The sequence below is a fragment of the Rhodoglobus galactosidasius genome (genome assembly GCF_054957775.1).
On the sequence record NZ_JBQIAV010000007.1, the window covers coordinates 92073 to 105538 of the forward strand.

Annotated in this window: 17 protein-coding genes and 1 tRNA gene; 14 read left to right on the forward strand and 4 right to left on the reverse strand. The window is 60.3% G+C overall.

The window, feature by feature from the left end; translation table 11 throughout:
* Nucleotides 1-26 precede the first annotated feature (26 nt).
* The 7 genes from ACTJJW_RS10455 (at nucleotide 27) to ACTJJW_RS10485 (ending at nucleotide 4869) form a co-directional block, all read left to right on the forward strand.
* Entirely contained in the window at nucleotides 27-533 is a 507-nt protein-coding gene (locus tag ACTJJW_RS10455) for an FtsB family cell division protein (RefSeq protein WP_462644430.1), read from the forward strand.
* The gene (locus ACTJJW_RS10460; protein ID WP_462644432.1) at nucleotides 530-1117 is read left to right on the forward strand and encodes a DUF501 domain-containing protein; all 588 of its coding nucleotides are present in this window, start codon (nucleotides 530-532) and stop codon (nucleotides 1115-1117) included. The genes ACTJJW_RS10455 and ACTJJW_RS10460 overlap by 4 nt, the downstream gene beginning before the upstream one ends.
* Nucleotides 1114-2367, forward strand: a complete 1254-nt coding sequence (locus ACTJJW_RS10465) for a S8 family serine peptidase (protein WP_462644434.1) — start codon at nucleotides 1114-1116, stop codon at nucleotides 2365-2367. Before ACTJJW_RS10460 ends, ACTJJW_RS10465 begins: the two co-directional genes overlap by 4 nt.
* Before the next feature lie 39 nt (nucleotides 2368-2406).
* Nucleotides 2407-3723, forward strand: a complete 1317-nt coding sequence (locus tag ACTJJW_RS10470; protein ID WP_462644436.1) for an NAD(P)/FAD-dependent oxidoreductase — start codon at nucleotides 2407-2409, stop codon at nucleotides 3721-3723.
* Between the two features lie 34 nt (nucleotides 3724-3757).
* Nucleotides 3758-3831: transfer RNA gene (locus ACTJJW_RS10475), tRNA-Leu, on the forward strand.
* An 83-nt stretch (nucleotides 3832-3914) separates the two neighbouring features.
* A complete protein-coding gene (locus tag ACTJJW_RS10480) occupies nucleotides 3915-4496 on the forward strand; it encodes a helix-turn-helix domain-containing protein (RefSeq protein WP_462644438.1) in 582 nt (193 codons plus the stop codon).
* A gap of 19 nt (nucleotides 4497-4515) precedes the next feature.
* Complete coding sequence (locus ACTJJW_RS10485) at nucleotides 4516-4869, forward strand: hypothetical protein (RefSeq protein WP_462644440.1); 354 nt, start codon at nucleotides 4516-4518, stop codon at nucleotides 4867-4869.
* A gap of 121 nt (nucleotides 4870-4990) precedes the next feature.
* Here the strand turns inward: ACTJJW_RS10485 and ACTJJW_RS10490 are convergent, their stop codons facing one another.
* Both ACTJJW_RS10490 and ACTJJW_RS10495 read right to left on the reverse strand, forming a co-directional pair.
* Nucleotides 4991-5413: an arsenate reductase ArsC gene (locus ACTJJW_RS10490; protein WP_462644441.1), complete on the reverse strand. Its 423-nt coding sequence runs from the start codon at nucleotides 5411-5413 to the stop codon at nucleotides 4991-4993.
* Nucleotides 5414-5476: 63 nt separating this feature from the next.
* Complete coding sequence (locus tag ACTJJW_RS10495) at nucleotides 5477-6490, reverse strand: metalloregulator ArsR/SmtB family transcription factor (RefSeq protein ID WP_462644443.1); 1014 nt, start codon at nucleotides 6488-6490, stop codon at nucleotides 5477-5479.
* A 66-nt stretch (nucleotides 6491-6556) separates the two neighbouring features.
* On the opposite strand from ACTJJW_RS10495, the gene ACTJJW_RS10500 reads away from it, so the two are divergent.
* Nucleotides 6557-7243 carry an aquaporin gene (locus tag ACTJJW_RS10500; protein WP_462644445.1) on the forward strand — a complete coding sequence of 229 codons (687 nt, stop codon included), beginning with the start codon at nucleotides 6557-6559 and terminating at the stop codon, nucleotides 7241-7243.
* Between the two features lie 105 nt (nucleotides 7244-7348).
* On the forward strand, nucleotides 7349-7552 hold the full coding sequence (locus tag ACTJJW_RS10505; protein ID WP_462644446.1) for a PLDc N-terminal domain-containing protein: 204 nt from the start codon (nucleotides 7349-7351) through the stop codon (nucleotides 7550-7552).
* Between the two features lie 59 nt (nucleotides 7553-7611).
* Here ACTJJW_RS10505 and ACTJJW_RS10510 read toward each other — a convergent pair whose 3' ends face one another.
* On the reverse strand, nucleotides 7612-7914 hold the full coding sequence (locus ACTJJW_RS10510) for a putative quinol monooxygenase (RefSeq protein ID WP_462644448.1): 303 nt from the start codon (nucleotides 7912-7914) through the stop codon (nucleotides 7612-7614).
* Here ACTJJW_RS10510 and ACTJJW_RS10515 point away from each other — a divergent pair.
* The 4 genes from ACTJJW_RS10515 to ACTJJW_RS10530 all read left to right on the forward strand — a co-directional run bounded on the left by ACTJJW_RS10515 (nucleotide 7913) and on the right by ACTJJW_RS10530 (nucleotide 10874).
* Nucleotides 7913-8059, forward strand: coding sequence for a D-arabinono-1,4-lactone oxidase (locus ACTJJW_RS10515; protein ID WP_462644450.1), 147 nt, complete (start codon nucleotides 7913-7915; stop codon nucleotides 8057-8059). The two genes, ACTJJW_RS10510 and ACTJJW_RS10515, sit on opposite strands and share 2 nt — an antisense overlap.
* A gap of 27 nt (nucleotides 8060-8086) precedes the next feature.
* Complete coding sequence (locus ACTJJW_RS10520; protein ID WP_462644451.1) at nucleotides 8087-9229, forward strand: FAD-dependent monooxygenase; 1143 nt, start codon at nucleotides 8087-8089, stop codon at nucleotides 9227-9229.
* Between the two features lie 78 nt (nucleotides 9230-9307).
* On the forward strand, nucleotides 9308-9874 hold the full coding sequence (locus tag ACTJJW_RS10525) for a LemA family protein (protein ID WP_462644452.1): 567 nt from the start codon (nucleotides 9308-9310) through the stop codon (nucleotides 9872-9874).
* A gap of 118 nt (nucleotides 9875-9992) precedes the next feature.
* Nucleotides 9993-10874 carry a M48 family metalloprotease gene (locus ACTJJW_RS10530; RefSeq protein ID WP_462644454.1) on the forward strand — a complete coding sequence of 294 codons (882 nt, stop codon included), beginning with the start codon at nucleotides 9993-9995 and terminating at the stop codon, nucleotides 10872-10874.
* Here ACTJJW_RS10530 and ACTJJW_RS10535 read toward each other — a convergent pair.
* Nucleotides 10871-12103, reverse strand: a complete 1233-nt coding sequence (locus ACTJJW_RS10535; RefSeq protein WP_462644455.1) for a winged helix-turn-helix domain-containing protein — start codon at nucleotides 12101-12103, stop codon at nucleotides 10871-10873. The genes ACTJJW_RS10530 and ACTJJW_RS10535 overlap by 4 nt on opposite strands.
* A 195-nt stretch (nucleotides 12104-12298) precedes the next feature.
* Here ACTJJW_RS10535 and ACTJJW_RS10540 point away from each other — a divergent pair, with 195 nt between their 5' ends.
* The gene (locus tag ACTJJW_RS10540; RefSeq protein WP_462644457.1) at nucleotides 12299-13411 is read left to right on the forward strand and encodes an ABC transporter substrate-binding protein; all 1113 of its coding nucleotides are present in this window, start codon (nucleotides 12299-12301) and stop codon (nucleotides 13409-13411) included.
* Nucleotides 13412-13466: the final 55 nt, after the last annotated feature.

The following is a 13466-nucleotide window of genomic DNA, read 5'->3' on the forward strand; positions in this document are numbered from 1 at the left end:
CATCAGCGTCGTCTAGCATCGAACGCATGGCTAGGCGAGTGCGAGCAAAAAAGGTAGCGGTATCGCTGCCGGAGGAGAGCGCGCCCGAACACTGGTTGCGCACGATCCGCTTCTCAGGCTTCACCGTGCTCATGCTTGGTTTGCTCATACTCGCGGTCATCGTTCTTGCCCCCAATCTGCGCATTCTGATCGAGCAACAGCAGACCATTGCCCAGTTGCAGACAGAAGTGGATGAGGCTCAAGAGTCTGTTGATGATCTCAAAGAGAACGCCGCCCGCTGGAACGACCGCGCCTACATTGAGTCGCAAGCGCGCGACAGACTGTACTACGTGTATCCGGGCGAAGTGAGCTACCTGGTGACCGGTGAAGCTGCCGATGTGACCAACAACGATGGGGTGCCAGTGAGCACGAGCATCCAGACCACCAAGATCGATTGGGTGCAAACCTTGGTGTCGTCGATCTACACTGCTGGTCTCACTGAAGACGCGCCCGACAAGCTGATCGCCCCCGTGATTGAAGGACCGACGCAATGACCACCCCACCGTTTGACACTGTCAGCGATGAAGATGTGCGCATTGTGTCGCTTCAACTTGGTCGACCCGCTCGCGACGTAATCGGCATCGCGGCACGCTGCGTTTGTGGTGCGCCGACCGTCGTCTCGACCAAACCGCGGTTGAGTGACGGAACGCCGTTTCCCACCATCTATTACCTCTGCCACCCGGCTGCTACGGCATCCGTGTCGACGCTTGAGGCCGAAGGTCACATGCCTGAGCTGGCAGCAATGCTCGAGGGCGAAATCGCCGAGCAGTATCAGGCTGCGCACGACGCCTACATTGCTGATAGGGAGGGCATAGAGGTTGTTCTTGAGCTTGCTGGAGTTTCTGCTGGCGGCATGCCCACTCGTGTCAAGTGCTTGCACGCGCTCGTGGGCCACACGCTCGCTGCTGGCCCCGGAGTGAATCCCATTGGTGATATTGCGCTTGAACGCGCCTCGTGGAACCCCACGGTGTGCCAGTGCCCCGACTACTCGGATGCTGCTGCTGCTGATGAAGTTTCTGTGCCCAAAGCTGCGGCGAACGCGGCGTCTGCGAATGCGGCAGGGGGGACCGGCAAGTGAAGCGTTGGGCGGCTGCCGCTGTACTGATGGCGAGCTTGGCCTCGCTGTTGGTGGCGACGCCTGCTCAGGCGGATGCGGTTCGCGATCAGCAGTATTGGCTCCAAGAATATGGCATTGAGGCCGCTTGGAAGACTACGAAGGGTGCCGGCGTCACGATTGCGGTGATTGACACTGGTGTTGATGGCAGCGTAAAAGAGCTTGTCGGTGCAGTGACGGGCGGCACAGATTTCTCGGGCAAGGGGTCTCCTGATGGACAGACCCCGGTCGGTGATGAGAATCCCGCACACGGCACGCTTGTTGCCTCGCTGGCTGCGGGTCGCGGCACGGGCACAGATGCAGGCGTTCTTGGTGCTGCACCCGAGGCCAATATTTTGGCGATCTCGATCGGTTTCACCGGTGGCCTGATTAGTTCTGATGACCAGATTGCGCAGGCGGTGCGGTACGCCGTTGATCAGGGTGCGGATGTCATCAACCTGTCGCTCACTCGCGAAACCTTGGATTGGCCGCTCAGTTGGGATAGCGCGTTCCTCTACGCCATGGACAACGATGTCGTTGTTGTGGCGGCTGCGGGCAACCGTGGTAGCGGAACGACTTCAGTGGGTGCGCCTGCGACTATGCCCGGTGTTCTGACTGTTGCCGGTGTTGACGTGAACGGGGTGGCGAGTTTTAACGCATCCACTCAGGGCATCACGATCGGTGTTTCGGCGCCGAGTGAAGACCTTGTAGGCGTTGCTCCTGGCGGTTCGCACGTGCTCTGGAACGGAACAAGTGGGGCAACCCCGATTGTGGCGGGCATTGTTGCGCTGGTGCGTGCCGCGCATCCGGAGCTCGATGCGGCCAACGTAATTAACCGTATAGTTTCGACCGCACACGACACTGGTGCTCCGGGCACTGATGCGATTTACGGTTTCGGGCTTGTGGATGCCGAGGATGCCGTGAACGCCTACGTGCCGCTGGTGGAGGAAAACCCGATGGGCAGTCTCGCCGAGTGGATCACGATCTACCGTCGGGCCGTGTCGACCCCTGCGCCACTTCCGAGCTCTAGCTCTACGCCCACCCCGGCGCCAGTTGTCGATGGTGTTCCGGATGCTGCGGGCCCGGTCAGTCCGCTCGGAACGCTGCTCCCCACAGTGAGCATGCTTCGCAATGTGGGTGTACCACTTGCTGTTTATGGCATTTTTCTCACTATTTTCGCTGTCTGGGGCCTTGCGGTCTGGCGTCGGTTTAGGACTACGCGCGAGACAGAGTAGGTTTGGTGGCGAACTTGCCCCTTTAGGAGACTCTAACTCGTGCCAAAAATCTTGATTGTCGGCGGCGGCTACGCCGGTTTTTACACTGCTCGTAAGCTAGAAAACTTGCTACGTCGCGGCGAAGCAGAGGTCACGATGGTTGACCCTCTTCCCTACATGACGTACCAGCCCTTCTTGCCTGAGGTTGCTGCAGGCTCAATCGAGCCTCGTCACGCAGTTGTCCCACACCGTCGCCACCTGAAGACCACCAAGGTCATCACGGCGAAGGTCACCGGAATCGACCACGCGACGAAAACGGCGACCATCACGCCTGACGTGGGTGACTCGTGGCAGATCGACTACGACCTCGTCGTTGTCACTGCCGGTGCCGTCTCGCGCACGTTCCCGATTCCGGGCGTCGCTGACGAAGCAATCGGCATGAAAACAATCGAAGAGGCTGTTGAGGTGCGTGACCGCATCCTCACCAACTTCGACAAGGCATCCAACCTGCCTGCTGGCCCCGAGCGTGACCGTCTGTTGACGTTCGTCGTTGTCGGTGGTGGCTTTGCCGGTATTGAGGCCTTCGGCGAAATGCGCAGCCTTGCTTCGTCACTGCTGCCGCTCTACCCGAACCTCGCGTTCGAAGACACCCACTTCCACCTCATCGAGGCAATGGGACGCATTATGCCCGAGGTTTCGTTGGAGACCAGCAAGTGGGTCATCAAGAACCTCGCCGACCGTGGCGCACAGATTCACCTCGACACGCAGCTGAAGTCGGCTGTGGATGGCATGGTTGAGTTGTCGACTGGCGAAACCTTCCAGTCAGACACCATCGTGTGGACCGCTGGCGTTATGGCCAATCCGGTTCTGCGTGGCACTGACCTTCCCATCGACGAGCGTGGCCGTCTGCGCATGCAGGCTGACCTCCGTGTCATCAGTGATGACGGTGTTGTCGAAGGTGCCTGGGGTGCTGGCGACGCGACTGCTGTTCCTGACCTCACCGGTGGTGGTGTTGGTGGCTTCTGCGTTCCGAACGCACAGCACGCTGTTCGCCAGGGCAAGCTCATGGCCAAGAACATTGTTGCCTCGCTTCGTGGCGAAGGTACCAAGGATTACTTCCACAAGAACCTGGGTGCGGTTGCCGGTCTCGGCCTGTACCACGGTGTCTTCCAGGCCGGAAAGGTCGCCATCAAGGGTTTCCCTGCTTGGATTATGCACCGCGGCTACCACGGCATGGCAATGCCGATGTTCGAGCGCAAAGCTCGCGTCTTCGGCAACTGGATCATCAACTTCTTCTGGGGTCGCGACACTATCTCGATCGAGGCACGCGTAGAACCACGCGTCGCGTTCGAAGAGTTCGCATCACGCCCCAAGTAGTGTGATGCTGTGCCCCACGCACTGCGTGGGGCGTGCCCCGGTAGCCCAATTGGCAGAGGCAGATGACTTAAAATCATCACAGTCAGGGTTCGAGTCCCTGTCGGGGCACTGTTTTTTGCAGGTGACGCTAGCCAGCCGACATCCCGTATGACAAAATGAAGCTATGGCTACATTTTATCAGGAGGCGCACGGTGGCATCGACGATCAAATCCACGCGGCGAGCGGCAGGAATAACTGTCAAAGAGCTCGCGGCGCTCCTTGAAGTGAGTCCGAGCGCTGTGTCGCAATTGGAACGCTCAGAGGCTGAGGGCACGATCAAGCTGAACTCCCTACGCGAGGCACTTGAAGCAATGGGTGCCAGCCTCCGGATCACTGCTGGTAGAGCTGGCCCGATGTCGCGCTACGCACCCTATCGGGTTGCTGATTCTCTTGCCGATTCGCTTTTGCGGGACAGCGATCCGACGTTTCCGCTTCGGTTGTTGACTCACGCAGTAAAGGAACTGGCCAATAATTCTGCTGAATTCGACCGGGCTGAAGTGGAGCTTGCTCCTACTCCGCTGCCAGACAAGCGGTGGGACACTCTCATGCGTGCGGCCTACGCGCAGGCGATTCCCGAGATGGAACGCCCTGCCTGGACGCACACTTCCAAGCTCTCAGAGCCGTGGTTTCTGTCTGAGTTCCCGCTGCTGCGTGAGCGTGCCAAGACGACGACTCCCGACTATCTTCGTGAACTCAATATTTTTATTGATGAGCGAAGTCTGACGAGGGTCTGAATTGTCGAGCGACCTTGAGATGGATCCGAGTGAAGTACGTTGGCTCCTTGATGAACTGGCGAGGCGGCTGGAGGCTGCCGGAGTCGAGGCACGCATCCATGTCATTGGTGGTTCGGCCATGGCGTTGTTGTTCCCTGATGACGCTGACACGCGAATGACTCGCGATATAGATGCCTCGATCGAGCCGAGTGCTGAGGTTTCTCGTGTGGTGAAGGAGATGTCGCTCGAGTTGGGGCTGTCGCCATCGTGGCTCAATGCGAACGGTAGGGGATTCATTCCGCCGAGGGATGACTCAACGACTAGCCGCTCGGCGAACGGTGTGATGGTGACCTTTGCTGACGCTCGTGGATATTGCGTTCGACGCCTACGGTGAAGACTCAGTCGTGCTCACCGAGAGCCGCGACGACTATCTCATTATGGCGACTCAGGCTCTCGCGCGCGCAAAGAAGCGAGCAAGGGGGCGCTAAACGCTCAAGCCTGCATCCGTTGCTTGCTTAGGCGGGCAGAATCTCCGCCAGCAGTTTCTGGATGCGTGCCTTGATGTCATCGCGGATGGGGCGCACCTCGTCGAGGCCCTTGCCCTTGGGGTCAACGAGCTCCCAGTCCTCATAGCGCTTGCCGGGGAAGATGGGGCAGACGTCGCCGCAACCCATCGTGATGACAACATCCGAGGCTTGCACTTGGTCGGTGGTCATGAGCTGGGGGACTGCCTGCGAGATGTTGATGCCCTCTTCGGCCATGGCCAGAATTGCGATCGGGTTAATCTCGTTGCCGGGCTCTGAGCCGCCCGAACGCACCTCGACCGCGCCATTCGAGAGGGCGGTCATGTAGCCGGCCGCCATTTGCGAACGGCCAGCGTTGTGGATGCAGACGAAAAGAACAACAGGCTTCTGGGGTGTGACAGTTTCGGTGGTCATGACTAAAGCATAGATGAATGTCTATGTGTTGCGCGAGGGGCGATGACGCCGGCCGAGGTTAGTTCACTCAGCGTTCATCGACGGCAGCGACTGCAACAATTCGCGCACTCGACGATCGATGTCATCGCGCACGGCACGCACGCCATCCATCGACATCTCTGCCGGGTCGGGAAGTTCCCAATCGAGGTAGCGACGGCCCGGGTAGATGGGGCAGGCATCGCCGCAGCCCATCGTGATCACCACATCCGCACCCCGCACGACCTCATCGGTGAGCGGCTTCGGGTACTCGCCATCGACGGAAACGCCGACCTCATCGAGCGCCGCCACAATCTTTGGGTTGATGGACTCGGTCGGCTGCGAACCGGCCGTCAACACCCGCACCCGGTCTCCGGCAAGAGAGCGCAGAATCGCGGATGCCAGCTGCGAGCGACCCGCATTCTGCACACACACGAACAACACGTCGGTGACGGAAGCGGAGGCCGGGGCATCCGCTTCGGCAAGAGACCCCAACCGATCGGCGGCAAATCGCGACGTGTGCGACGACAAGTGGCGATCGCGCGGAGCGCCCTGGCGCAGTAGCTCGTAGCTGCTCGCGACGTACTCGGCGACAGTTTCGCGAGAGAAGACTCCGGCGAAGCGCAGAGCGAGGTCGTCGGTGATGCGCCCGAGCACGGTCGGATCGACGGCCGCGGGACTCGAATCAGCGGGGGAGCGCTGCACAAAGTCGAACACGTCAGCCAGTCGCGACTGCACGAGCGAATACCAAACCTGGCGGCCCTCTTGCGAGCTCTGCAGGATGCCGTCGTTGGCCATAATGCGCACGTGATGGCTCACGGTGGGTTGGGTGAGGCCGAGGCGGGTGGCGAGATCGGTGACTCCGCGGCGGCCATCCGGGGCATCCATGAGTAGTCGCAGAATCTGTACCCTGGTCGGGTCGGCGATCGCTCTCATGCTCTGGGCGATGCGCTCGGCGACGGCGCGTTCGGAGGCGCGGGCCTCTACGTCGTTGCTGTTACTCTCGGGAGAATCGGCGGCAGTCTGTGTGCTGGCGGGTGCTCGGTGCGCAGTCGCTGACATAGCAATCAGTCTAAGTGCCTGACACTGATTCATAGACAGTTATCAATGTTTCGGTATGATCGCCCAATGACCGCGCCCCGCCACCTTGCCCTTGCACGTCGTTTGACCGCAGAATTTGTTGGCAGCGCCGGCCTTGCTGCCGTCGTGATTGGTTCCGGCATCGCCGCCCAACAGCTCTCGCCCGGCGACATCGGCCTGCAGTTGCTCGAGAACGCGCTCGCGACCGCGTTCGGCCTTGGCGTGCTCATCCTCGTCTTCATGACCGTCAGCGGCGCACACTTTAATCCGGTCGTCTCGATCGTCGATTCGCTCAGCGGCCTGCGGTCATGGCGTGACACCGCCTTCTACATCCCTACCCAGATCATCGGATGCATCGTCGGTGCCATCCTCGCGAACCTCATGTTTGCGCAGCCCGCCGTCACCTTCAGCACCACGGTGCGCCTCACACCGGGCCACTTTCTCAGCGAGGTCGTCGCCACCGCCGGACTCATCGTCGTGATCTTCGCCCTCGTGCGCACTGGCCGCGCAAACCTCGCGCCCATCGCCGTCGGCGTGTACATCGGCGGCGCCTACTTCTTCACGAGCTCCACAAGTTTCGCGAACCCCGCCATCACCATTGGCCGGATGTTCAGCGAAACCTTCGCGGGAATCGCGCCCACCTCGGCTCCCGGATTCATCGCGGCGCAACTCATTGGAGCGGCAATCGGGTTCGCGCTCGTGCGGTGGCTATTCCCCGAGCGTCGCATCGCATAGTCGACGCAGCGGGAGTACTCTCAGGGAAAAGCCAGTGCAGGGATTTGCCAAGGAGGAAACAACATCGTCGAATTCACAGGTCTAAACGTCATTATTTTGGTGGGCGTGATCGCCTTCTACGTTGTTACGATTTTGGCAATTGTCGTCACCGTTCGTGACAGCACCGTTCTGCCGCTGATGACAGCGCTGTGGGTTGCGGCTCTCATCCTGTTCCCCGGTTTTGGGCTACTCGCGTGGGTTATTTGGCGCATGATGCGCAAAAACAGCGGCCTCCCGGGCTTCACCCGCGCCACTCACCGAAAACACTAGCCCGAGGCGAGTTCGAGCTAGTCGAGATGAGCTAGCCGCGCATGCCTAATCGCGCGCAGTTAGTCGCGCAGCGGTGACCCCACTACCTCAAAGCGGTGGCCGCCTATCTCTACGCTGAGTAGCGGCATGGCCTCCTTGATGGCTGCCTGAACGCTCGCGAGTTGCAGCGAAGCCTGGTGGGCTTCGGCCGAAACCCACAGCTCAGAAACGAACACAGTGTTGGGATGCTCGTCGCTGACGCCAACCTCATAGCTGAGGCATCCGGCCCCATCGAGCTCAGTGCTGCGACGCGTGAGGATCGCGACTACATCGTCGCGATGGCCGGACTTAACACCGAGGGTGCCTACGTTTGCGAATGTCATGACTCCACTCAAGAGCAGCGCGTTCGAGCCGTCAAGTGCGCCGACGAAGGCGTTGTGGCCTCGCCCTCACTGGGGAAAACTGCACAACCGGCATGCCGAGTCCCTCTCCGGCAGGTATCCGGGTTTCAATGAGTTCTTGCAGTAATGAAAGGGCGCGGTTATTAAAGCCATTGTGTGTGGAGCAGGAATTGCGGGGCTTACGGTCGCCGGTCAGTTGGCGAGCAAAGGCTGGAAGGTGACCCTCCTAGAGGCTGCGCCTGAACGTCGCATGCAGGGCTATATGATCGATTTCTTTGGCCCTGGCTATGACGCTGCCGAAAAGATTGGCATCCTCGATCGGCTGCGCGAATTGCACTACCCGATTAGCGAGGCGCGTTTCGTGCGACCCAATGGTCGCAGCCAGTCGGTCGACTATGGCGTCGTTGCGGCAAATGAGGGCGGCAAGCTCCTGAGCCTCATGCGTCAAGATCTTGAATTGGCGTTGTTCGAGATCCTGCCCGACAGTGTTGATGTGCGCTTTTCGAGCCCCGTCATCGATCTAGAGGACCGCACCGACTACGTCACTGCGGTGCTTGCGGATGGTTCGCGCATCTCTGGTGACATTATGGTGGGGGCTGATGGCATCCATTCCGCAGTGCGACGAACGGTGTTTGGCCACTCACAGTCTTTCGATCGACAGCTTGGTATGCACACGTGCGCATATACCTTCGACTCTCCTCGACTCCACGACAAGCTCGGCGATGCGCTCGTCTCCACTGACGTTCGGGATCGTATGGTTGGCCTCTATGGTTTGCGCGATGGCAGCGTGGCCCTGTTTGCCGCGCACCGAGTCGATGATCCGGCTCTTCCCGCTGACCCGCGTGAGGCTCTTCGTGAGGCATATGCAGGGCTGGGCGACGACATCGACGAGGCGCTGGAGAAGTGCCCAGACCCCCAGCACCTTTATTACGATCAGGTCGCCCAGATTGAGCTGCCCGTGTGGAGTCGCGGACGAGTCGTATTCGTCGGCGACGCGGCCCAAGCTGTATCGCTGCTCGCGGGGCAGGGTGCCTCGCTGGCAATTGCTGGCGGAGTGTTGCTTGCCGAGAAACTGGTAAGCGACAGCGAGCTCAGCGCAGCCTTCGCCGAATACGAAGAGGAATGGATGCCGGTGGTCGCCGAGAAGCAGGCGGCCGGGCGTCGTGCCGCCGACGGCTTTCTTCCGCACACAGCATTTCAGCTCTGGGTGCGCCGCACTTCCCTCGCGCTGTTGCGCTCGCCGTTTTTCGGCAAGTTCGTCACGTCGGCGATCACGGGCACCAAGCCGAGCAAATAGCCATTCCGCCCGTGATTGGGGGTCATCGCGCGCCCCATTTCTCGGTGGAGGCACAGCGGGGCGTTCTATAGTTGAGGCATGGAATTCCTGATCGTACTTGGCGTCATTGTTTTGCTCGTCGTCATCATCGGCATCTACCTGTGGTCGACTTATAACTCGCTGGTGACTCTCAATGTTCGCTGTAACGAGGCGTGGAGCGACATCACGGTGCAGCTCAAGCGGCGTGCCGACCTGCTGCCGAACCTCATCGAGGCGGTCAAGGGCTATGCCGCTCACGAAAAGGGCGTCTTCGAGTCGGTCACCAAAGCTCGTGCTGAAACTCTCAACGCGCAGGGCCCTGTAGATGCTGCTGCCGCTGAGAACCACATGCAGTCTGCGCTCAAGAGTATCTTTGCGGTCGCCGAGGCGTACCCGCAGCTGCAGGCTAGCCAAAACTTCCTTCAGCTTCAGGGCGAGCTGGTCGATACTGAAGACAAGATTCAGGCCAGCCGTCGCTTCTACAACGGTGGTGTGCGCGAGCTCAACACCAAGATCAAGGTCTTCCCGAATACCCTGTACGTGCGCAACCTTGGCTTCACCGAGCGCGATTTCTTCGAGGTTGCGGATGCCGCATCCATCGCCGAGCCTCCCCGCGTTCAGTTCTAACCAGCGCCTCCCACGGCTGTCGCTTTGCCAGTGAGCGTGATGGTGCCGTTCTCGGCACCTCCCGTTCCGGCAGGCAACTACCCCTACCCCGACGACCCCACTTTCGAGAACGGTTCACATGTATAGCGCGATAGCCAAAAACAAACGCAACACAGTCTTCATCGTGTTGTTGTTTTTGGTGATTATTGGTGGGCTCGGCTATCTAGCGTCTGCTATCTATAACGACATCTCGATTGTCATCTTGACGCTCGTGATTGCGACCGCATATGCCCTGTTTCAGTACTTTGCTGCAGGCAAACAGGCTGTGGCCATGAGTGGCGCTCGTCAGATTCAGAAAGCCGACAACCCGCGGCTGTACCGCATTGTCGAAAACCTGTCGATCACGACGGGAACACCGATGCCGAAGGTCTACATCGTCAACGACCCGGCACCCAATGCGTTTGCCACCGGTCGCGACCCGGAACACGCGATTGTGGCCGCCACGACCGGGTTGCTTGACCTCATGACCGACTCCGAACTTGAGGGCGTAATGGCGCACGAGTTGGGGCACGTTCGCAACTACGACATCCGCGTTTCAATGATCGTGTTTGGGCTGGTTGTTGCGGTCGGGTTCATCGCTGACATGCTGTTGCGCCTAGCCTTCTTCGGGGGCCGCGGCCGCGGCAACAGTGGTGGCAACCCGATCATGCTCGTGCTCGGACTGGCCGCATTCATCATTGCGCCACTCGTCGCCGCAGTCGTGCAAGCGGCAGTGTCACGCCAGCGCGAATACCTCGCCGACGCCACGGGAGCGCTCACCACGCGTCATCCGGATGCTCTGGCCAGTGCCCTGCAGAAACTCGGCGACTACGGCCGCCCCATGGTGAAGCAGAACTCCACCATGGCGCACATGTGGATCTCTGATCCCACCAAGCCGGGCCTCATGGATCGCCTGTTCAGCACCCACCCGCCGCTCGCTGACCGCGTTAAACGCCTCGGCGAGATCGGGCACACCTTTTAACGCTGCAGTTCGGTCTCGATAGTCGGCGAGAGCGTGCCGCGACCGGTCACACTGATCGACTCCATGCCCTGCCAGTGTGCGATCTCGCGCAGGGTCGGGACGATGCGTTCCGCAAGAGAGCCGAGACCGCCCGCGCGTGCTTCAAGCCCGTGTTCGTGCCAGGCGGATTGCACGCGCAGCACACGTGCCTGCCTATCGGTCTTGAGGTCAATGCGTCCGACGAGGGCATCATCCACCAGCACAGGCAGCGAGTAGTAGCCGAACTGGCGCTGGGGCTCTGGCGTGTAAATTTCGATGCGGTAGCGGAACCCAAACATGCGTTCGGCACGCGGGCGATCCCAGACCACGGGGTCGAAGGGGGAGAGCAGTGCAACATGCTGAAGGCGTCGCGGCAGGCGAGCATCCCGGTGCAGCCAGGCAGGTTGCCTCCAGCCCTGCACAGTGACGGGCACGAACTCGCCGCTGTCGGCCAGCTCGGCAATAGCCGCACGAACATCGACATTCTTGAGCCGAAAATAGTCAGCCAAATCGGATGCTGTAGCAACTCCCAGCGCGCGTGCGGCCTGTGCGACCAAGGTTCGATGCGCGTCGGTGCGGCTTACCTCACGCTCCCGCAACTCGGCGGGAATAACGTGTTCGGTGAGCGCATACCGGCGTTCGAATCGGGTGCGGCCAGCACTCACGACCTCGCCCCAGCGGAACAACATCTCTAAGCCCTGTTTGACGTCTGACCAGCCCCACCATGGTCCAGCGCGGCGATTGGCGTCATGCTCAATCTCGCGAGCCGAGATAGGCCCGGTGCTGGCGAGCTCATCGCGCAACCACTGCAGCATGGCTTGGTTGTTGCGCGCCCATTCGTAGCGTTCGGGGTCGCGTCGGCTGAGGGCATCCATTTTCCATTGCCAGAGTGGCCATGACTCGAGCGGAATTAGTGCGGCCTCGTGTGCCCAGTATTCGACGTAGCGGCTGGGCGTGCGCGCTGTTGGCGTGCGGAAAGTGAGGGCATCGAGAGCCGTTTTGTCATAGTGACCGAGGCGGGCAAATGCCGGCTGGTAGTGGCTGCGCTCAAACACATTGACGGAGTCGAGCTGAAGCAGGCGGATGCGGTCGAACAGCAGATTGAGTTGTCGCGTACCAGCGGGCTTAGCTGCCGTCGCGGTGGGCCGCCCGAAGCCCTGAGCTGCCAGCAGCACGCGGCGCGCTTGGGCTGCAGAAAGGGAATCGACCACGGAATCGACTCTACCTAGATGCGGAGACATCCAGCGTCGGAGAAGCCCAGGGGAGAGTGTGTTTGTGTCGTTCATCGATCGTTCACCAGCGCGCAAGGTATCGAGCTTTGCCACTGATTACGGTAAGCTCCAGATCGTTTCGGCTCCTCTGCTCGTTGACAACGCGGGCGGTCGTCACAATCGTTGGAGGAACTCTTGTTCACTAAGCGCACCCTCGCCGCTGTCGCACTCGTTGCAGCATCGGCGATCACTCTCAGTGCCTGCAGCACGCCTGAGCCAGTGGCTGGCGATGTAGATGCATCGACCGCCACCACCGTCGACGACTTTGGCGGCATGGATGCTCTCATCGCAGCCGCGCAGGCTGAAGGAGAGCTCAACGTCATCGCCCTTCCCGACAACTGGGCAAACTACGGCGAGATCAAGGCTCTCTTTGAAGAGAAGTACGACATCATCGTCAACTCGGCCGACCCCGACGTTTCTAGCGCCGAAGAGATCGCCGCAGCTGACAATCTCAAAGGTCAAGACACTGCACCTGACGTCTTCGACCTCGGTACCGCGGTAACTCTCGACAGCCTCGACTACTTCGCCCCCTACATGGTTGCCAACTGGGATGAGATCCCCGAGGGCAACAAAGAAGCAACCGGTCTCTGGGTCAACGACTACACCGGCAGCATGTCGATCGGTTATGACTCCAACTCGGTTCCCGAGCCCACGAGCCTCGACGATCTGCTCAAGCCTGAGTACCGCGGCGCTGTAGCGCTCAACGGCGACCCAACGCAGGCGGGAGCCGCGTTTGCTGCTCTCGGACTCGCCACGGTTCACAGCGGTGGCACGCTTGATGACTTCACCCCCGGCATCGAGTTCTTCAGCGAGCTCAACGACGCAGGCAACTTCATCCCGGTCAACGTCACAGGCGCAACTATTGCTGCCGGTGAGACCAAGGTTGCCTTCGACTGGAGCTACAACAACCTTGCTGCTGCAGCAACGGTTGATGGCTGGAAGGTCACGACTCTTCCTGGCACTGTCTACACGAGCTTCTACAACCAGGCCATCAGCAAAGATGCCCCCCACCCTGCCGCTGCTCGCCTCTGGCAAGAATTCCTCTACAGCCCCGAAGCACAGAATCTGTTCATCGTCGGTGGCGCCTACCCCGTAACGATCCAGGCTCTGCAGGATGCCGGAACTGTAGATACCGATGCACTCGACGCACTCGGTGCGCTGGAGGGCGAACTCGTCACGCCGACCCCCGAGCAGGCCGAAAAGAACGCGACCATCTTGGCCGAGAAGTGGGCTGCGGCAATCGGCTAATGCCCATTCCGCTGATGCTCATGCCACTAAGATTCATCCGATTGAATACATCGTG